This window comes from Rhizobium sp. CB3090 (genome assembly GCF_029714285.1).
Classification (GTDB): domain Bacteria; phylum Pseudomonadota; class Alphaproteobacteria; order Rhizobiales; family Rhizobiaceae; genus Rhizobium.
In genome coordinates this window covers 3,164,729-3,183,481 of record NZ_CP121662.1, presented here as the reverse complement: position 1 = coordinate 3,183,481, position 18,753 = coordinate 3,164,729, and the positions used below count along the sequence as shown (strand labels likewise).

Sequence of the window (18,753 nt, the reverse complement as noted above, 5' to 3'; positions counted from 1 at the left end):
CCTCAAATTCGGCGCGGCGCCAGCCATGCCAGCGCGTGAACGGCAATCGGATGGGCGCGCCGGGGCAGACGCGCAGCAATTTGTTGCAGTACCGCAATATCCTCCGGCGGTACGGCGTTCAGCAGCCGGAGCGCCAGGCCGTAAACCAGAATGCCGGCGATGATGGCGCTGGCGAGGCCTGGAATACCGGGCAGCACATGAACGAATCCATAGGCGGCGGCGGCACAGAGCGCGGATGCGCCCGTCACCTTGGCAAGGCTGACGAACATGCTGTGCATCGAGCCTTCGAATTCCATGCGGCGCACCATCAGCACGCACATGGCAGTGAAGGCAAGCAGCCGCACCAGGGCACCACCCTCGCCGCCGTACAAGGGCACAGCGATAAAGCAACCGACGACCATGATGGCGCTGGCGACACCGCCAATGATAGTGCGCTCGCGAATGCGGTCGATGGAATAGAGATATTGCGTGCAGATCTGCATGAAAACGTAGGGAGCCGCCGTCAGCGACAGCAGTGCCACCATGCCGCCGCTGGGCCCGAACGGCTTGCCGAAGATCGTCACCACCAGCTCGGGGGCGATCGCTGCAAGGCCGAAGCTCATCGGCAGGGTAATATAGGAAATGGCGCGCGCCACACCTTCGAAGACATGGACCGGCAGCTTGCCAGATGCCTGCGAATGCATCTGCTCGGAGTAATAGGGCAGCAGGCTGCCGCTCAATTGTACCGGAAGCTGCAGGGCCAGATTGGCGAGCGACAGGCCGACGGCATAGAAGCCGACTGCCTGGATGCCCCAATAATGCTGCAGAAAAACCAGCTCGATGCGGTTCAGGAAGATCGAGCTGTTGATGAATTCGGCCGAGAGAATGAGTGAGGAACGGACGAGATAGTTAAGGCCGACACCGCAATCGTTTCGGCGCGCGACTGCAATCTTCAGGCTCGATACGAACATCGGGAGCTGACCGATGGCATAGCCGGCAAGGGCGCCGCTGACGCCGAAGAAGATGGCGCCAAGGAGCACGGTTGCGAGCTGCAGCACCGAGCTTGTCAGGGTCATGCGGAAGAAAGCGCCGAGCTGTTGTTCGCCGACCAGGTAGTTCTTGCTGTAGGCGCCGAGCGACTGGAGGACGAAAAACGCACCGGTGATGACGATGACGGACGATGCGTCGTTTGCCCAATGCATCCGTTCCGCTTCCCAATAATAGGCAGAATAGCCGGCAAGCAGGATCAGAGTCGACAGGATCGTCGGATGGAGCAGATAGGCTGCAAAGCCGCGCCGCTCCTCCGTGGAATAGCCCTGGACCTTCAGTTGCGGCAGGATGCGGAGCAGCGTAATCCCGGTGCCAAGTTCGGCAACGAGCGCACCCGTCGTCGTCAACCAGAGCGAAAAGGCAATGATGCCGTTGGCCTCCGGGCCAAGCAGGCGGGCTGCGATGATCGAACAGGCAAAACCGGTCGCGAGCAGGGTCAGCCCTGCGGCCGCGTTCAACGCTGAATTCGCCATGATGCTCTTCGTCATGAAGATTACCGTTTCCCCCAGGTCGCAGAAAGTGGCCGCAAACGCACGGCTTTTCATGGAATAGCGTCTGCTGTATTTCATATGCCTTAATATTTACCGTCTATTCCTAATGTAACGTTCATTTTTACTTCAGCTAATATGCGATATCCCGATATTGGCTGGCCTGCCATTTGTCCGGAGGGTCTTCCTTGTTCAGTCTCGTCGTCTGTACGATTGACCGCTTCGACCAATTGGAAAGGCTGTTCCTGTCGCTGATGAATCAGCGTCACAGGGATTTCGAGGTGATCCTTGTCGACCAAAATCCGGACGATCGGCTGTTGGAGCTGATCGGACGCTTTTCACCCTTCTTCCTCATCCGACATATCCGCTCGGCCAAGGGACTTTCGCGGGCACGCAACAATGGAATGGCGGCGGCAAAGGGCGATTATGTCTGCTTTCCCGATGATGATTGCTGGTATGAGCCCGATACGCTGGCGACGGCGGAGCGGCTGTTTGCCGAGCATCCCGAGCTTGCCATCGTCACCGGCCGCACGCTCGATATCGGCGGTTTGGCCTCCGTCAGCCCGACGGGCGAAACGCCGCTTGCGGTAACGCGCTGGAACTATCTGAAGTGCGGCAATTCCAACAGCATCTTCGTGCGCCGTGCAGCGCTGTCAGATATCGGCGGTTTCGATGAGAATCTCGGGGTTGGGTCGGACTCGCCGTTCCAGAGCGGTGAGGAGGCGGATTTTCTCCTGCGCGCGCTTGCTGCCGGCAAGCGGCTGATGTTCTTTCCCGAACTGATCGTCCATCACGATCAGGTCACCAGCGAATACGGTCCGCGGCAGGTCGAGCGGGCGCGCAAATATGGCCGCGGCTTCGGTGCGTTGATGCGCAAGCAGCGCTTTCCGCTGGCCTATGTCTGTTATCGCCTGTGCCGGCCGGTCGCCAGTTGGCTGGCGGCGCTGGTGCGATGCAGAGCCGATACGGCGCGTTACAAGCGCGCCTGGCTGATGGGCATTCTGGAAGGTTATGCGACCTGGCCGCGATGGGGCAGGGGCTGATGGCGTTCGCCGCGCGGCGTCATGGCTTCGGTATAGACGTCGATATAGCGCTGCGCGACCTCATCCCACGCGTAGGCGCGGGCATCATGAATGAGTTCTTCCCTGAGGCCGAGGCCTTCGGCACCTAAGCGTTCGAAAGCGGCGGCCAGGGCGTCGGCAGCGGTTTCCGGATTGGAAAAATCGGACAGCATTAGCGTCGGATGGGTTTCGGCCAGCCCCTTATAGGCGTCGTTCGTGTGCAGCACGGGTAGCAGGCCGGCGCTCATCGCCTCGATCGCCACCAGGCCGAAGCCCTCATATTCGGAGGCCGAGGCGAAAAGCGAAGCGCGGGCGATGATGTTGCGGATGGCGCCATTGTCGATCGACACATGCAGCGATACATGGCGACCGAGATCGCGGGCGGCGATTTCGTTCTCCAGCGTCGGCTGGTCGAAATCCGAGACAGCGCCGATAATGTCAAGATGCCAATCCGGATCGCGGGCCGCAAGCACCTTCATGACATCAAGCATGCGGTCCAGCCGCTTGTTGACCGAGAAACGGCCGATGGTGACGATGCGGCGGCGCGCTTCGAGCGCGGCGCAATTGGCGAATTTGCCGACATCGGCGCCGTTTTCGATCAAGCGAGTGCGGCTGCCGGCGATGCTGGAAAACAGCCGCTCGTCCGACAGGCTGCAGCAGATGAGCTCGGCATAGGCAAGGGCGGAAAGCCGGGTTGCAGTGTTGAACCAGAGTTTCTTGATGGCGGCATATTTCGGCGTATGGAAGAAGCCGCCATGGGTGGTGGCAACCATCGGACGGCCATGGAACAGCTTGCCCCAGGCGAGCGCGTCGAAGAAGAAGTCGACGGCATGGACGTGAATGAGATCGGCATCGGCGATGTGCTTGAATACCTGCGGCGCCAAGGGATAGCGGCTAGAGCCGGACCAGGGGATGCGGACGATCTCGATATCGTCGATCGTTTCGGCCGGTGCCAGCTCTCGGCCGGGATCGGAGAACAGGCTGTTGCAGGTGACGACCCGTACACGATAGCCGCGGCCGATCAACTGCCGGCAGAGATTGGCGACCACATCCTCCAGCCCGCCTTTGTTGGGCAGGAACTGGCGTACGACATGCACGATCAGCGGTCCTGCGGCCTTCTGCGCCTGAATATCCGAAATAGCCGATGTCATTGACCCGCCCTCGATCCCTAAGCCGCGCAAAACCGCGGCGATCAGGCGCACGAAAGCGCCGTCTCTTGATCAGCGCGCAAAGCACATCATCTTGCCGGTTAAAAAGAGTTTAATTGCGGAGGAGGGGCCGCGGCGTTTCAAGCAAGAGGGTTAATATCGGAGCGTTCCGTTAGGGAAGGTTGGGGTTGTGCATGGCCCGTCGCTCTACCCAACCGGACCTCTCAGAACGCCCGGAACGTCAATGTGGTCAGCGAGCGGACGATGCCGGGGATATTGGCGATGTTGTCGTTGATGAACTTGCCGATGTCCTGCTCGTCCTTGATGTAGACCTTCAGCAGCAGGTCATAGTCGCCGCTGGTGGAATAGAGCTCCGAGACCAGCTCCGTCTGGTAGATCGCATCGGCGACCTCGTAGGTCTTGCCGGGGGCGCATTGGAGCTGAACGAAAATGGGCTTCATGAGATTGTCCTGGTTCTGCCGCGGCCGCGATGGCGGCTGTCTTGACTCTGTCGCGGCGATGGCGGCTGTCTTGATTCTGTCGCGGCCGCGATGGCGGCCGGCACTTTGCTCTATAATGGTCGAAAGCGGCGTGGCCATGCAAGTTTTTCTCTATCCACCGGATGTCGTTGTTCCTGCTTCCGCAAGTCGGGAGGTGGCGCTAGATTGGCCGGATTCTTTTAGATAATTGGATCGACTCGATGCTGAATGACCCTCGCTCTCACGGACTTTGGGAAAAGACCGCTCCGCCGCCGCCTGCGACCGAGCCGCTTGTCGGCGATGTTTCGGCCGATGTGGTAGTGGTCGGCGGCGGTTATACGGGACTCTCCTCGGCACTGCATCTGGCGGAAGCCGGAACCAAGGTCGCGCTGCTGGAGGCCAATGAAATCGGCTTTGGCGGCGCGGGGCGCAATGTCGGCCTGATCAATGCCGGCATGTGGGTCATGCCCGACGACCTGCCCGGCGTGCTCGGCCCTGTCCATGGCGAACGGCTGCTGGAGCTTCTGGGTGATGCCCCGAAGCTGGTGATGGCGCTGATCGAGAAACATGGTATCGGCTGCGAGCTAGAGCGGAACGGCACGCTGCATTGCGCCGTCGGCCCCGAGGGGCTGAAGGAGATCGAGGAGCGTGCCCGTCAATGGGGCAAGCGGGGTGCTCCGGTCACCGTGCTGGATGCTCACGAGACGGCGCGGCGGGTGGGAAGTTCTGCTTATACGGGGGCGCTGCTCGATATGCGCGCCGGCACGTTGCAGCCGCTGGCCTATGTCCGCGGTCTGGCACATGCGGCGGCCAAGGCCGGCGTTGTCATTCACACCGGCAGCCGCGTGACGGCGACGGAGAAGAACAGCGGACGGTGGATCGTCAGGACTGGCGGCGGCACTGTCACGGCGGATTGGATTATCGTCGCGACGGATGCCTATAGCACCGGCCCCTGGGAACAGGTGCGCAATGAGCAGGTGCACCTGCCTTATTTCAATTTCGCCACCGTGCCGCTTGGCGATAACCTGCGCAAATCGGTTCTGCCCGGGCGCGAGGGGGCGTGGGATACGAAGGAGATCCTGTCGTCCTTCCGCATGGATCAGGCCGGCCGCCTTGTCTTCGGCAGCGTCGGCGCATTGCGCAACACCGGGCTGGCCATCCACAAGGACTGGGCGCGACGTTCGCTGAAGAAGCTGTTTCCGCAGCTCGGAGACATTGCCTTTGAAAGCGAGTGGTACGGCAAGATCGGCATGACCGACAATGCCCTGCCGCGCTTTCACAGGTTCGCGCCGAATGTCGTCGGCTTTTCCGGCTATAATGGCCGCGGCATCGCGCCGGGCACGGTGTTCGGGAAAATATTGGCCGACCATGTTCTCGGCCGGGTCTCCGAAGCAGACTTGCCGTTGCCGCTGACCGATCCCCGTGAGCCCGGCTTTCGAGCGCTGAAGGAAATGTGGTACGAAGCCGGTGCCCAGGCCGCGCATTTTGTTGGGGTACGGTTTTGAGGTGGGGTCTTCGCCGGCCTTGCCTTCCGAAACATAAAAAGAAGAGGAGACAATCATGACCGCCACACTCGATCTCGCCACCGAGACCAAGGCAATCCTGACCGAACTTGGCGTTGCCGCCGATCGCTATATGGGCGGAACACTTGCCGTCACCTCACCCGTAACAGGTGCTGAAATCGGTCGGCTCAAGGAGCATTCGGCTGCTGAAGCGAAGGCTGCGATCGACAAGGCGCATGAAGCATTTCTCTCCTGGCGCGCGGTGCCGGCACCGAAGCGCGGAGAGCTGATCCGCCTGCTCGGCGAAGAGTTGCGCGCCGGCAAAGCGGCGCTCGGCCGCCTCGTCTCGATCGAAGTCGGCAAGATCACCTCCGAGGGCCTCGGCGAAGTACAGGAGATGATCGATATCTGCGATTTCGCGGTCGGCCTATCGCGCCAGCTCTATGGCCTGACCATTGCCACCGAGCGCTCGGAACACCGGATGATGGAAAGCTGGCATCCGCTGGGGCCGATCGGCATCATCTCCGCCTTCAACTTCCCCGTCGCCGTTTGGTCCTGGAATGCGGCGCTCGCCATCGTCTGCGGCAATTCCACCGTCTGGAAGCCGTCGGAAAAGACGCCGCTGACGGCGCTTGCGGTGCAAGCTCTGTTCGAAAAAGCACTGAAGCGCTATGTCGCCAAGGGCGGCGAGGCGCCGGCCAATCTCTCGACCCTGATCATCGGTGGCCGCGAGGTCGGCGAAGTGCTGGTGGATCACCCGAAGATCCCGCTGGTTTCGGCGACCGGCTCGACGGCCATGGGCCGCGCCGTCGGCCCGCGTCTTGCCAACCGCTTCGCCCGTGCCATCCTCGAACTCGGCGGCAACAATGCCGCGATCGTCTGCCCCACGGCCGATCTCGACCTGACGCTGCGTGGCGTCGCCTTTTCCGCCATGGGCACCGCCGGCCAGCGTTGCACGACGCTGCGCCGCCTCTTCGTGCATGAAAGCGTCTACGATCAGCTCGTGCCGCGTCTGCAGAAGGCCTACAGCTCGGTCACCATCGGCAATCCGCTGGAAAGGGGCACGCTGGTCGGCCCGCTGATCGACAAGCAGGCTTTCGACAAGATGCAGGCGGCTCTTGGTGAGGCGCAATCGGCCGGTGGCAAGGTGACCGGCGGCGAGCGCGTCGAAAACGGCACGGCCGATGCTTTCTACGTCCGTCCCGCCCTGGTCGAGATGCCCGCGCAGACCGGACCGGTCGAGCATGAAACCTTCGCGCCGATCCTATACGTGATGAAATACAGCGATTTCGACGAGGTATTGGCGCTGCACAACGCGGTACCGCAGGGCCTTTCGTCGTCGATCTTCACCAATGACATGCGCGAGGCGGAGGCCTTCGTTTCGGCGCGCGGCTCGGATTGCGGTATCGCCAATGTCAATCTCGGCCCTTCCGGCGCTGAAATCGGCGGTGCCTTCGGCGGCGAGAAGGAGACCGGCGGCGGCCGCGAGTCCGGCTCCGATGCCTGGAAGGCATATATGCGCCGGGCGACCAACACCATCAATTACGGCAGGACATTGCCGTTGGCACAGGGCGTCAAGTTCGACGTCGAGTAAGGCGAGCCTGGTAATCGTCGCGTTGCGATGAGGAGGGCGTGGGCGTAGGATCGCCTTTGCCCTCCTTCATCGTACCAAGGTTCTCATCATGCATCTGTCGCTCGCCGAAGCCGAAACGCTGGTTGCGGAGGCGCTGCGGCGAAATCAGGTCAGTCCGGAAAACGCCCGTTCGGTGGCCGTCGCCCTCGTGGCGGCGGAGGCGGCCGGGCAAAGCGGACATGGTCTGCGCCGGGTGCCTGCCTATGCCTCGCATGCGAAGATCGGCAAGACGGACGGCTTTGCCAAGCCGCAGCTCGTTCGGCCCTATCCTGCCGTGCTGCGCATCGACGCCGGCAACGGCTACGCCTATCCGGCGCTCGACCTTGCCGTTGCCGAGCTTTCCGTTATCGCTCGAGAGCAGGGGATTGCGCTCGCGGCCATCAGCCGCTCGCATCATGCCGGCGTCATGGGCCTGACCGTGGAGCGCTTTGCCGATCAGGGGCTGGTGGCACTGATGGTCGCCAATGCGCCGGCCGCCATGGCGCCCTGGGGCGGCAAAAGACCTGTCTTCGGCACCAACCCGATCGCCTTCGCCGCGCCGCTTCCCGATGATGAGCCGATCGTGATCGATCTGGCGCTTTCGAAAGTAGCGCGCGGCAAGGTCATGGCCGCCCGGCAGAAAGGGGTGCCGATCCCGCCCGATTGGGCCTTCGACCGCGATGGCAGGCCGACGACCGATGCCGAAGAGGCCTTGGCGGGAACGATGATTCCCGCTGGCGACTCGAAGGGAGCGGCGCTTGCCCTCATGGTCGAAATACTGGCGGCCGGCCTGACAGGCGCAAATTATTCCTTCGAATCCTCTTCGCTTTTCGATGATCAGGGTGCGCCTCCGGCGCTCGGCCACATGATCATCGCGATCAATCCGGTAGCGACGAGCACTGTCGATACGGCGCAGCGGCTGGCATTGCTGGCAAGCGAGATCACCCAAGATCCCAATGTCCGCCTGCCGGGTCGGCGTGGGCAGACGGCGCGGCGCGCGGCAATCGCCAATGGGATTCTGGTTGAGGACGACGTGATCGCCGCAATCCAGAAACTTTGAGATGGATCAGGCGATCGCCGGTGCTGCCTGCTTTTCGTCCAGCCAGCCGCCGGTGAAGCCGGCGCGTTCCAGGCCGCGGCGCAGGATCGGCGATTGCCGCATCAGGTTCCAGATCAGTCCGGTGCGCTCGTTTTCGATCATCATGACGAGCAGGCCCTGGTCGATGGCAACCGAACGATCGTCGACCCAGCCTTCCGGGCCGGGGCCTCTGACGCTCGGGTTGAAGCCGCCGGGAAAGCGGCCGTCCAGCAACAGGTTCGGATAGGTGGCAAGCAGGGCCTTGGTGCCATCGAGCGCGGCTTTGCGGTCGAACGGCAGGCAGGATAGTGGCCCCCAGGGTGCGATCGTGCCGTCGTCGGGACCGAGCGGCGCGCCGCGGGCGGCATAGCCGAGAACTTTCGGGCTGTAACGCCGGCTGTGTTTGGTGCCGGTAGGATTCGGGCCGTCGCAGGCTGAGAGCCCCCAGATGTCCTTGGCATAGCCGATGAAGTGGCCGGGGTTGCGGTCGGTGTAATCGCGCTGAACGGCGATGGCCGTCTGGGTATTGCGGAAATAGTCCGTGTCCTTGTCGGCCACATGCCTGTCGGCGATGCCGCGAAAATCGATCCAGGCATGCGAGAAAAGATGGATGAACAGCGGCCCGGCATAGAGGTAGGGCGTCTCCTTGAACATCATCCAGGTATAGGTCGAGGCGAAGGCGTCGTAGCTCGATGACGGCACGGCATGGGTGGGCGAAGCGAGTGCCAGCACATAAAGAAAGATCGCCTCGTCATAGCCCTGATAACGCCAGCGCAGGAAGCCGCTGCTCGGCTTCCAGCCCATGCTGATCGTCTTGCCCTTGTTCAGTGCCCAATTCCAATCGCAGCGCTCATAAAGAAACTGCGCCTGCGTACGAATGTCCTCTTCGTTTTGATCAGGTCCGTCGAAATAGGCGGCCGCCGTCAATACACCGATCAGGAAAAGGCCGGTATCGATGGTCGAAAGTTCGCTGTTCCAGGCGCGTTTACCGGTCGCCATGTAGAGGAAGTGATAATAGAAGCCGCGATGACCGGTGGCGCCTCGCTCTTCGCCCTGCTGGCTTTCGGCAAAGAAATTGAGCGTTGTCAACACGCGCTCCGCCGCATCCGCGCGGCTGATCCAACCGCGTTCGACAGCGACGGGATAGCTCGACAGCGCGAAGCCGACGGCGGCGATACTGCAGTGGCTCGTCTTGATCGAGGTATCCGCCACCAGCCCATTTTCCGGATTGGTATAGAGCATGAAATAGTCGAAGGCCGAACGTTGGAGGCGATCGATCAGCGCATCGTCGGTTTCGTTGGTCTGTTGCAGCATAGTCTGATCCATCTCCTCGACGCCCCCCGTTTCTGCTGAGCATAGGAGCTCGGACAGTTGCAAATCAAAGATGATTGATGCTGCCACGCTTTTGTGGACGATTGTTTAAGATGGAAGCGCCGCCGGATGTACCAATAGGCGGCTGCCTTCAGAAAGCTCAATCATCGACAAGACGGATGGCCGCGAGCACCGCGTCCAGCAAACTATCCGTCATTTCATCGCCGGGAATCGATTATGCGGTCCAGGCGTCTTTCGACCCAGAGCATAGCGAAGCCGTGCACGAGTGACCAGAGGGCTGTCGCCTGCAGAGGCGGTGCCACTATGTCGCGTGAACGGCCCTGGATGGCGGCAAGGAGCGCCTGACATGCGGCGAGGATGGCATCGCGCAGCGCCGGCCAAGCCTTAGATCCGGCACACGACTCACGTCAACCTGGCTTCCATCCGCTCCCTCAGTCTTTGAAGCGTCCGTCCGAAAATCCCATCGTCGCCGAGCGCTCTCGCAAGCGTCAGCGCGCCCTGGATGCCGACAACCGCTTCTTCGGCGAGCGCATCTGCTTCTCCCGTCTTAACGCCCGCTCTCATTAAAGCGCCGGCAAGCGCTTCAATCCATCGGTTGAAATAGGCCTGGATCGTGCCCGCGAAACGGTCGCGCGTTTCGTCGAGGGCGAAGGCGCCGATAAGGCAGATGCGGCGGCCGGAGCGGAAATAAATGTCTGTCGTTTCCCACATGCGGGCGATGGCGGTGTGTGGTTCATCCTCTTCGAGCGGTTTGAACATCTCGTTAACGAACCAGGCGTCGATATTGGCCATGATCTCCGCCGCCATCTCTTCTTTTCCGCCAGGGAAGAAATGATAGAGGCTGCCCTTCGACAGTTTGGTGCGCGCCGTGATGTTGCTCATCGACGCACCCTCATAGCCGAGTTCGCGAAAGACTTCGGCGACGAGGGTTATGGCGTCCGATTTTTCGAAGACGGTGCGGGTCATCGTCTTTCTCTTAGAGCCCGAGATCGGAGAGCCCCGGATGGTCGTCAGGACGGCGGCCGAGCGGCCAATGGAATTTCCGATCCTCTTCCTTGATCGGCATATCGTTGATTGAGGCGAAGCGGCGCTGCATCAGGCCGTCAGCGTCGAATTCCCAGTTTTCGTTGCCGTAGGAGCGAAACCAATGGCCGCTGTCGTCGCGCCATTCATAGGCGAAACGCACGGCGATGCGATTGCCGTCGAAAGCCCATAGCTCCTTGATCAGCCGATAGTCCAACTCCCTGGCCCATTTGCGGGTGAGGAATTCGATGATTTCCTTGCGGCCGCGCGGAAATTCGGCGCGATTCCGCCACTGGCTGTCTTCGGTATAGACCTTCGAGACGCGCTCCGGATCGCGGCTGTTCCAGCCGTCTTCAGCCAGGCGGACCTTGGCAATAGCGGTTTCGCGGGTGAACGGCGGCACGAGTGCGGTTGCCATGACTTGCTCCTTCTAAACCGATGCAGCCACACTAGACCGATCGGTTTAGAAGGGCAAGGACAGTCAGTGCCTTCAAGAGTCCCTATCGTGCGAATTTCTTTGCGCCCACGACACAGCCGACAACGCCAAGGGTCACAGCAAGCATGGACCAACTGACGCTTTCCTTCAGCAGGGTGGCGGCGAGCGCCAGGCCGAAGAAGGGTTGCAGCAACTGCAATTGCCCGACGGCGGCAATGCCGCCCTGTGCCAATCCGCGGTACCAGAAGATGAAGCCGATCAGCATGCTGAAGAGCGAGACATAGATCAGGCCGATCCAGGCCGGTTCGCCGATGCCGCCGATCCCCTGCGGCATGGTGAACAGGCAAAGCGCGATCATGACCGGCAGCGACAGGACCAGTGCCCAGGAAATGACCTGCCAACCGCCCAGCCGGCGCGACAGCACTGCACCCTCGGCATAGCCGAGCCCGCAAACGAGGATTGCCGCCAGCATCAGCAGATCGCCGACCGGCGAGGCGGAGATGCCTTGGGCGAGCGCATAACCGCAGACGATGGCGCTGCCGATACCGGAAAACAGCCAGAAGGCTGGCCGTGGCCGTTCGCCGCCGCGCAAGACACCGAATATGGCGGTGGCCAGCGGCAGCAATCCGATGAAGACGATCGAATGCGCCGAAGTGACGTGCTTGAGCGCCAGCGCCGTCAGCAGCGGAAAACCGACGACGCAGCCCAATGCCACCACGGCAAGGGGGATGATATCGCTGCGAACGGGCCGTTTTTCCCGAAAGGCGAGCAGCAGGCACAGCGCCAGGATGCCGGCGATCGCGGCGCGAGCGACAGTCAGGAAGACGGGATCGAAATCCATGACCGCCGCCCGTGTTGCCGGCAATGAGCCGCTGAAAATCAGCACGCCCGTCATTCCGTAGATCCAGCCGCTTGTCGTCTTGTCCATGCCGATGCTCCTAGTTTGCTGCCCGGTATCAGCGAAGTCGGCTGGTCATTCCAGAGACGGTGCAGTACAATTTTTGCAAACTGTTATGGTATGAGGGGCAGTACGGATGAACGATGTCATCGTCATGAAGGCGGCCAACGGCACACGCATCGAGGGCGTGATGGCGGCGATTGCGGATCGTATCGCCGCGCGCAGCCTGGCGCCGGGGGCGCGGCTTCCCTCGGTGCGCAGCTTCGCCAGGACGATGCAGGTATCCGTTTCCACCGTCGTCGAAGCCTATGACCGGCTTGCGGCCGAGGGCGTCATCCGCTCGCGGCCCGGTTCGGGTTTCTACGTCTGCGGGCCGCTCGCTCCGCTTTCCCTGTCGGAGATCGCTCCCCGGCGCGAACGCGATGTCGATCCGCTCTGGATCTCGCGGCAATCGCTGGAGGTGGATGACAGTGTTCTGAAGCCCGGCTGCGGCTGGCTTCCACCCTCCTGGATGCCGGAGGAGGCGCTGCGTCGAGCGATGCGAAGCCTGGCGCGGACCGGCGGCAGCGACATTCTGACCAACTATGGAACGCCGCTCGGCCTGCCGCCATTGCGGCAGCTTCTGGCCCGGCGTATGGGCGAGCACGGCATCGCCGCGTCGCCCGATCAGGTCATGCTTATGGAATCCGGCACCCAGGCCATCGATCTTCTCTGCCGATTCCTGCTCGAACCCGGCGATACCGTGCTGGTCAACGATCCCTGCTATTTCAATTTTCATGCTCTCTTGCGGGCGCATAGGGCCAATATCGTCGGCGTGCCCTTCACGCCGACGGGGCCGGATATCGAGCAGTTCGCAGAGGCGCTCGAAAGACACGCTCCCCGCCTCTACATCACCAATTCCGCCGTTCACAATCCGACCGGTGCCATATTGTCGCCGGTGACGGCGCATCGCCTCTTGAAGCTCGCGGATGCTTCCAACCTGATCATCATCGAAGATGATATTTTTGCCGATTTCGAGCATGTGCCGGCGCCAAGGCTTGCCGCTTATGACGGGCTCGATCGGGTGATCCATATCGGCAGCTTTTCAAAGACGCTGTCTGCCTCGATCCGCTGCGGCTTCATCGCGGCGCGGCGCGACTGGATCGACAGCCTTGTCGATCTGAAGATCGCCACCAACTTCAGCGGCGGCCAACTGGGGGCCGAGCTGCTGTTCTCGGCCCTGAAGGACGGAAGTTATCGCAAGCACATCGAGGCGTTGCGGGTCCGGCTTGCCAAGGCCATGAACGAAACCATCGTCCGCTTGGAGGCAATCGGCATGACGCCCTGGCTGAAGCCGCAGGCCGGCATGTTCCTTTGGTGCCGATTGCCGGAGGGTCTTGATGCAGCCGAGGTCGCCCGCGCCTGCCTTGCCGAAGGCATCATCCTCGCGCCCGGCAATGCCTTCAGTCAGAGGGATACGGCAAGCAATTTCCTCCGTTTCAATGTCGCGCAATCGACGGATACCCGCATTTTCGATGTGCTGGCGGCGGCGATGCGGCGATTGGGGTCCGGATGATCGGAAGCCTACCTGCTTAAAGCTCGTCGCGATCTTTCAGATTCGCTCCCACGCTTTAGAGCTCCTTGTTTTTGCATGTCGTTTTCGCAAAACCGCTGCACACTTTTGCGCGACACGCATTAGAACCCAGGCGACGATGGTCTGGCCGACGGAAGCGCCGGGTGCGTCATTTGTGCAGCATTTTCAAGGCATCGATGAAATGGCTGTCGGCGCCGGAATAGTCGCCGACCTTGCAGCGCTTCAGGCCTTCGGCCACCAGGTCGCGTGCCTTCTTTCTGTCGGCGGCGCTGATCGCCGATGTCTTCAACCCCTCATTGATACTATTCACCATGGCAGCGCATGGGGCAGAATCGCTGTTTCTTGTGGTTGCAGTGTTCGCAGCCAAGGCGGTGACGGAAAGGGCGAAGGTGATCGAGATAAGCGACGGAACAGCAAGAGCGAGCGTTTTCATGTCCCTGCATTCCTCAGCTCCATTCTCAGTCTATGGATAAAATATGTAAAACAAACGTCTCTGATGATCGAATGCCAGGGGAGGGATGGGAAAGACAATCGGGCACTGTGAAGCAGCTCGGATACGCTCTTGCAGGTCTTGCTGAACTCAACACCGCATTATACCTCTGCCACAAGGCCGCTTCAATTGCGGTTCAAATCGGCTTCACAATCCCTCTTGGCGAGATGAGATCGACCGTGCGTGTTCTGCTTGTTGAAGACGATAATATTCTTGGATCATCCCTCAAGAAGGCTTTGGAGAAGCATGCGTATGGCGTCGATTGGATGCGCGACGGCGAGTCCGGTCTTGAAGCCGCGCAGCATTCGCATTTCGCGGCTGTCATTCTCGATATCAACCTGCCGCAGCTCAATGGCATGGAAGTTCTGAGAGGCATTCGGCACCGGGGCAATGCGGTGCCAGTTCTGCTGCTGACAGCGCTCGATTCCGTACGGCAGAAAGTTGAAGGCCTGGACGAGGGTGCCGATGATTACCTGGTCAAGCCCTTCGATCTCGACGAGCTGCTGGCCCGTCTGCGCGCCCTGATCCGCCGCCGCGACGGGCGGACCGAAAGCCTCATTCGATGCGGCGATGTCGAGGTCGACCCGTCGGCGATGGTCGCCCGCAAGGGCAACGCGCAGGTTCATACTACCGCCAAGGAATTCCATCTGCTGAAGCTGCTGATGGAGCGCAGCGGCCGATACGTGACCAAGAACGATATCGAATATGCGCTCTACGATGCCGAGAACACCGTCGAAAGCAACGCCATCGAGGTGACGATCTATAATCTGCGCAAGAAGCTCGGCACGGATTTCATCAAATCGATCCGCGGCGTCGGCTACATGATCGAGCGATGAGCAACTCCACGCTAACCCGCAAACTCTTTTTCAGGATCGCGCCGGTCGTGGTGGTGACGATCGTGGTGATTGGCGCCTTCGCGTTCAACAGCGCCACGCGCGAGATCAACAATATCTACGATGCCCAGCTTATCGATGACGCGAACGTTATCTGGAGCTTGCTGCGCCGCCCTCTGGAACGATCGCCGGACCGTTCTCCGAAGAAGATCGATGACATCGACTTCAACATGGACAATCAGCTATCCTTCAACGAGGACGCCGATGACTATGCCGATGCTCACATGTTTCGCGCCTGGGTGGACGGTCGTATTCGCTTCTACAGCAGCAACGCGTTCCTCTCCGACGTGCCGCAGCAGAAGGTCGGCTTCACCACGATCACTTATAAGGGAGAGGAATGGCGGGTCTATTCGCTTCCGATACCGGACACGACCATCGTCATGGAGATCGGAGAGAAGATCGCTCTTCGGGAAACGCTTGTCTCCAACATCCTGCTCAATCTCTTCTTTCCGTTGCTCGTGCTCGTGCCTGTCATCGGCTTTCTCATCTGGCTCGGCATCAACAGCAGCTTGCGCACGATCCACGGTCTGGTACGCCAAATCCGCACACGGTCGCCCGACGATCTCTCCGCCATTCCTGTCCAGGGTCTGCCGCGAGACCTGTTGCCGCTCGGCCGCTCGATCAACCAGCTTCTCGAGAAACTCGGTCACTCACTGACACTCGAGCGGCGTTTCTCCGATCTTGCGGCACATCAATTGCGCACCCCGCAGGCTAGCGTGAAGCTGTTGCTGCAGATGCTGGGCAACAGCGACAGCGAGCAGGAAAGGCAGACGATCATCGCCGATCTCGTGGCCAGCAACAATCGCGCCATACATCTGATCGAGCAATTGTTGCGGCTTGCCAGGGTAAGCCATCATCCCCTCAATCCGACGCCGGTGACGCTCTATCATATGGTGGCGTCGGTTCTGGCGGAATTCGGCAATATCATCACCAGCCGGCAGCTCGATATCCTGCTGGATGGCGACGAGGCGGTGCAAGTCAAAACGGACGAATCGCTGCTGCGCATGATGATCGGCAACCTGTTGGACAATGCCATCAAGTACACGCCGGTCGGCGGCAAGATCGAAGTTGTGATCTCCTCCGAAAGCGCGCTTTGGCGGATATCGATCAGCGACAGCGGGCCTGGCATTCCACCCGATGAGCGGGCGGCGGTCTTCCAGCGGTTCTATCGGCTCAATACGCTGCACACAGAAGGGGCGGGTCTCGGTCTGGCAATCGTCGCCGATACGGCCGACCGGCTTGCAGCGTCGATCCAGCTATCGACGCCGCGTTGGGGCACGGGCTTGAGGGTCGACCTGCTGCTGCCCAAGAACCAATAGTGCTGCCCTAAAGCTCGTCGCGATCTTTCAGATTCGCTCCCTCGCTTTAGCGCTTTGTTTTTGCATGTCGTTCTCGCAAAACCGCGGCACACTTTTGCGCGACATGCATTAGCACATTCATCCGAGCGCATGGTTCTCATAGCCGGTTCAGCTTTCACGGACTCTTATACCGCTTCATTTTTCATTTTCGCATCATCCTGCCCTCATGCCTGGCTCATCCGTCGTTGTTAAACGCAACCCCAGGATAAGGCGAAGGGATATTTTCATGCAGGTGTTTTGCGATTTTGATGGAACCATATCCATCGAAGACGCGACGGATATGGTGTTGTCCCGTTTCGCCGGTTCCGAATGGGAAGACATAGAACAGCAGTGGAAGCGGGGATTGATCGGGTCGGGCGAGTGCATGCGCCGGCAGATCGCACTCGTGCAAGCGAGCCGGAAAGATCTCGACGCTCTCCTGGACGAGGTGTCCATCGACCCCGGCTTCGAGGACTTCCTGTCATACTGCAACCGCAGCGACTTGCCCGTAACGATCGTCAGCGACGGTGTCGATTATTTCATTCGCCACATCCTGGCGCGTCATGGCATCGAAAACCTGCGGATAGTCGCCAACATCCTCACCCATCGCTTCGCTCATGGCCGAGAATTGTATTCTCTTTCTCCGTCGCTCACGGCAACCGGATGCATGTCCGGTTCAGGCGTCTGCAAATGCCGGGTTGTCAAGGGTACCGAACTGCAGATCTACATCGGCGATGGGCGAAGCGATTTCTGTGTTTCCGACAAGGTCGATCTGGTCTTCGCAAAAGCCAAGCTCGCCGATTACTGCGAGGACCAGGGCATTCCCTATGTCGGCTTCGAAAGCTTCGTCGACCTGCTTCCAAAAATGAAAGCCATTCTTCCCACCGCCGCACGCGGACACCGTGCGCTGCTGCAATCCAAGATCGCATAAAACAGATCAAGAGGCATTTAATGAAAACCAATGTAGTCGAAGCCTTCAGTGGCGAGATGGAGTCGCACGCCAAATCTGAGGCGGAGTTGCGCATCCTCGAGGAAACCTATTGCTCCCATGGCGATACGGTCCACTACACGGCAAAGCCGAAATTCTTCGAGGAGTGCGAAGGCTCTTACGTCTACGACCAGGCCGGGACGCCGTTCCTCGATCTGCAGATGTGGTATTCCGCCGTCAATTTCGGCTATCGCAACGAACGCCTGAACGCCGCCGCACACCGTCAACTCGACCGGCTGCCGCAGGTCGCCTCGCAATATCTGCACCGTGAAAAGGTGGAGCTTGCGGCGATGATCGCCCAGGATGCCGAGAGCAAGTTCGGCCACAAGGGCCGCGTCCATTTCAATGTCGGCGGCTCGCAGGCCGTCGAGGATTCGCTGAAGCTGGTCCGCAACTACACCGGCGGCAAGAGCCTGATGTTCGCCTTCGAGGGCGGTTATCACGGCCGCACCCTCGGCGCTTCAGCGATCACCTCGAGCTATCGCTACCGCCGCCGCTATGGCCATTTCGGCGATCGCGCGCAGTTTGTCGAATTCCCCTATCACTTCCGCGGCCCGAAGGGCATGTCGAAGGAAGAATACGGGCATCACTGCGTTCAGAAATTCGCCCGCCTGTTCGAGAGCGAATATAACGGCGTCTGGGATCCGAAGGCCGGCAAGTCCGAATATGCCGCCTTCTATATCGAGCCGATCCAGGGCACCGGCGGCTACGTAATTCCACCCATGAACTTCTTCATCGAATTGAAGAAGGTACTGGACGATCACGGCGTCCTGCTCGTCGTCGACGAAATCCAGATGGGCGTCTACCGCACCGGCAAACTCTGGTCGATCGAGCATTTCGGCGTTTCGCCCGATGCTCTCGTCTTCGGCAAGGCGATCACCAACGGGCTCAATCCGCTTTCAGGCGTCTGGGCTAGGGAAGAGATGATCAACCCGGAGATCTTCCCGCCCGGTTCGACGCATTCCACCTTCGCCAGCAACCCGATGGGGACCGCCGTGGCTCTCGAAACCATGAAGATGTTGGAAGAGGAGGATTTCGGCGCGGCCATCATGGCCAAGGGCGCCTATTTCCTCGATGGGCTGAAACAATTGCAGAAGCGCCATGCCATCGTCGGCGAAGTCGACGGTCTCGGACTGGCCTTGCGGATGGAGATCTGCAAGGACGACAGCTATACGCCGGACAAGGCGACGATGGACTGGCTCTGCGACGAGGGCATGAAGGGCGACATTCAGGTCGGTTCCAAGATGTACGGCCTCGTGCTCGATGTCGGCGGCTACCACAAGAACGTCATCACCTTCGCGCCGAACCTGCTCATCACCCGTGAGGAGATCGATCTGGCGATTGCCCTGCTCGATCAGCTTCTCACGCGCGCAGCCCGGAGATAAG

At 60.5% G+C, this 18,753-nt stretch carries 17 protein-coding genes; 9 read left to right on the top strand and 8 right to left on the bottom strand.

What is annotated here, in order from left to right:
* Nucleotides 1-2 precede the first annotated feature (2 nt).
* Complete coding sequence (locus tag QA646_RS15365) at nt 3-1,517, bottom strand: polysaccharide biosynthesis C-terminal domain-containing protein (RefSeq protein ID WP_283056278.1); 1,515 nt, start codon at nt 1,515-1,517, stop codon at nt 3-5.
* Between the two features lie 188 nt (nt 1,518-1,705).
* On the opposite strand from QA646_RS15365, the gene QA646_RS15360 reads away from it, so the two are divergent.
* Nucleotides 1,706-2,560 carry a glycosyltransferase gene (locus QA646_RS15360; protein WP_283056276.1) on the top strand — a complete coding sequence of 285 codons (855 nt, stop codon included), beginning with the start codon at nt 1,706-1,708 and terminating at the stop codon, nt 2,558-2,560.
* Here the strand turns inward: QA646_RS15360 and QA646_RS15355 are convergent.
* Both QA646_RS15355 and QA646_RS15350 read right to left on the bottom strand, forming a co-directional pair.
* Nucleotides 2,527-3,729 (bottom strand): glycosyltransferase family 4 protein, encoded by a 1,203-nt coding sequence (locus QA646_RS15355; RefSeq protein WP_283056275.1) that lies wholly within the window; start codon nt 3,727-3,729, stop codon nt 2,527-2,529. The two genes, QA646_RS15360 and QA646_RS15355, sit on opposite strands and share 34 nt — an antisense overlap.
* A gap of 221 nt (nt 3,730-3,950) precedes the next feature.
* Entirely contained in the window at nt 3,951-4,187 is a 237-nt protein-coding gene (locus QA646_RS15350; RefSeq protein WP_034522129.1) for an Lrp/AsnC ligand binding domain-containing protein, read from the bottom strand.
* 239 nt (nt 4,188-4,426) lie between these two features.
* On the opposite strand from QA646_RS15350, the gene QA646_RS15345 reads away from it, so the two are divergent.
* From QA646_RS15345 to QA646_RS15335, 3 genes are all read left to right on the top strand, one after another.
* Entirely contained in the window at nt 4,427-5,710 is a 1,284-nt protein-coding gene (locus tag QA646_RS15345) for an FAD-binding oxidoreductase (protein WP_283056274.1), read from the top strand.
* 52 nt (nt 5,711-5,762) lie between these two features.
* Nucleotides 5,763-7,301, top strand: a complete 1,539-nt coding sequence (locus QA646_RS15340) for an aldehyde dehydrogenase family protein (RefSeq protein ID WP_283058883.1) — start codon at nt 5,763-5,765, stop codon at nt 7,299-7,301.
* A gap of 88 nt (nt 7,302-7,389) precedes the next feature.
* A complete protein-coding gene (locus QA646_RS15335; protein ID WP_283056273.1) occupies nt 7,390-8,379 on the top strand; it encodes an Ldh family oxidoreductase in 990 nt (329 codons plus the stop codon).
* Nucleotides 8,380-8,385: 6 nt separating this feature from the next.
* Here the strand turns inward: QA646_RS15335 and QA646_RS15330 are convergent, their stop codons facing one another.
* From QA646_RS15330 to QA646_RS15315, 4 genes are all read right to left on the bottom strand, one after another.
* On the bottom strand, nt 8,386-9,711 hold the full coding sequence (locus tag QA646_RS15330) for a glucoamylase family protein (RefSeq protein ID WP_283056272.1): 1,326 nt from the start codon (nt 9,709-9,711) through the stop codon (nt 8,386-8,388).
* Nucleotides 9,712-10,131: 420 nt separating this feature from the next.
* Nucleotides 10,132-10,695, bottom strand: a complete 564-nt coding sequence (locus QA646_RS15325; RefSeq protein WP_283056271.1) for a TetR/AcrR family transcriptional regulator — start codon at nt 10,693-10,695, stop codon at nt 10,132-10,134.
* Between the two features lie 10 nt (nt 10,696-10,705).
* Entirely contained in the window at nt 10,706-11,170 is a 465-nt protein-coding gene (locus QA646_RS15320) for a nuclear transport factor 2 family protein (RefSeq protein WP_283056270.1), read from the bottom strand.
* 82 nt (nt 11,171-11,252) lie between these two features.
* Nucleotides 11,253-12,116, bottom strand: coding sequence for a DMT family transporter (locus tag QA646_RS15315; RefSeq protein ID WP_283056269.1), 864 nt, complete (start codon nt 12,114-12,116; stop codon nt 11,253-11,255).
* Nucleotides 12,117-12,222: 106 nt separating this feature from the next.
* Here QA646_RS15315 and QA646_RS15310 point away from each other — a divergent pair, with 106 nt between their 5' ends.
* On the top strand, nt 12,223-13,641 hold the full coding sequence (locus tag QA646_RS15310; RefSeq protein ID WP_283056268.1) for a PLP-dependent aminotransferase family protein: 1,419 nt from the start codon (nt 12,223-12,225) through the stop codon (nt 13,639-13,641).
* Nucleotides 13,642-13,807: 166 nt separating this feature from the next.
* Here the strand turns inward: QA646_RS15310 and QA646_RS15305 are convergent, their stop codons facing one another.
* The gene (locus QA646_RS15305; RefSeq protein ID WP_283056267.1) at nt 13,808-14,092 is read right to left on the bottom strand and encodes a hypothetical protein; all 285 of its coding nucleotides are present in this window, start codon (nt 14,090-14,092) and stop codon (nt 13,808-13,810) included.
* Between the two features lie 236 nt (nt 14,093-14,328).
* Between QA646_RS15305 and QA646_RS15300 the strand changes: the two genes are divergently transcribed.
* The 4 genes from QA646_RS15300 (at nt 14,329) to QA646_RS15285 (ending at nt 18,752) form a co-directional block, all read left to right on the top strand.
* Nucleotides 14,329-14,985 (top strand): response regulator transcription factor, encoded by a 657-nt coding sequence (locus QA646_RS15300; protein WP_283056266.1) that lies wholly within the window; start codon nt 14,329-14,331, stop codon nt 14,983-14,985.
* Entirely contained in the window at nt 14,982-16,361 is a 1,380-nt protein-coding gene (locus QA646_RS15295; RefSeq protein ID WP_283056265.1) for a HAMP domain-containing sensor histidine kinase, read from the top strand. The genes QA646_RS15300 and QA646_RS15295 overlap by 4 nt, the downstream gene beginning before the upstream one ends.
* Before the next feature lie 265 nt (nt 16,362-16,626).
* The gene (locus QA646_RS15290) at nt 16,627-17,310 is read left to right on the top strand and encodes an MtnX-like HAD-IB family phosphatase (protein ID WP_283056264.1); all 684 of its coding nucleotides are present in this window, start codon (nt 16,627-16,629) and stop codon (nt 17,308-17,310) included.
* Nucleotides 17,311-17,330: 20 nt separating this feature from the next.
* Nucleotides 17,331-18,752, top strand: a complete 1,422-nt coding sequence (locus QA646_RS15285) for an aminotransferase class III-fold pyridoxal phosphate-dependent enzyme (RefSeq protein ID WP_283056263.1) — start codon at nt 17,331-17,333, stop codon at nt 18,750-18,752.
* The last annotated feature ends 1 nt before the right edge of the window (nt 18,753 follow it).

Coding starts and splice junctions, on each gene's coding strand:
- QA646_RS15365 (WP_283056278.1), bottom strand. CDS start 1,517: ATGACGAAGAGCATCATGGCGAATTCAGCGTTGAACGCGGCCGCAGGG.
- QA646_RS15355 (WP_283056275.1), bottom strand. CDS start 3,729: ATGACATCGGCTATTTCGGATATTCAGGCGCAGAAGGCCGCAGGACCG.
- QA646_RS15350 (WP_034522129.1), bottom strand. CDS start 4,187: ATGAAGCCCATTTTCGTTCAGCTCCAATGCGCCCCCGGCAAGACCTAC.
- QA646_RS15345 (WP_283056274.1), top strand. CDS start 4,427: ATGCTGAATGACCCTCGCTCTCACGGACTTTGGGAAAAGACCGCTCCG.
- QA646_RS15335 (WP_283056273.1), top strand. CDS start 7,390: ATGCATCTGTCGCTCGCCGAAGCCGAAACGCTGGTTGCGGAGGCGCTG.
- QA646_RS15330 (WP_283056272.1), bottom strand. CDS start 9,711: ATGCTGCAACAGACCAACGAAACCGACGATGCGCTGATCGATCGCCTC.
- QA646_RS15325 (WP_283056271.1), bottom strand. CDS start 10,695: ATGACCCGCACCGTCTTCGAAAAATCGGACGCCATAACCCTCGTCGCC.
- QA646_RS15320 (WP_283056270.1), bottom strand. CDS start 11,170: ATGGCAACCGCACTCGTGCCGCCGTTCACCCGCGAAACCGCTATTGCC.
- QA646_RS15315 (WP_283056269.1), bottom strand. CDS start 12,116: ATGGACAAGACGACAAGCGGCTGGATCTACGGAATGACGGGCGTGCTG.
- QA646_RS15310 (WP_283056268.1), top strand. CDS start 12,223: ATGAACGATGTCATCGTCATGAAGGCGGCCAACGGCACACGCATCGAG.
- QA646_RS15305 (WP_283056267.1), bottom strand. CDS start 14,092: ATGAAAACGCTCGCTCTTGCTGTTCCGTCGCTTATCTCGATCACCTTC.
- QA646_RS15295 (WP_283056265.1), top strand. CDS start 14,982: ATGAGCAACTCCACGCTAACCCGCAAACTCTTTTTCAGGATCGCGCCG.
- QA646_RS15290 (WP_283056264.1), top strand. CDS start 16,627: ATGCAGGTGTTTTGCGATTTTGATGGAACCATATCCATCGAAGACGCG.
- QA646_RS15285 (WP_283056263.1), top strand. CDS start 17,331: ATGAAAACCAATGTAGTCGAAGCCTTCAGTGGCGAGATGGAGTCGCAC.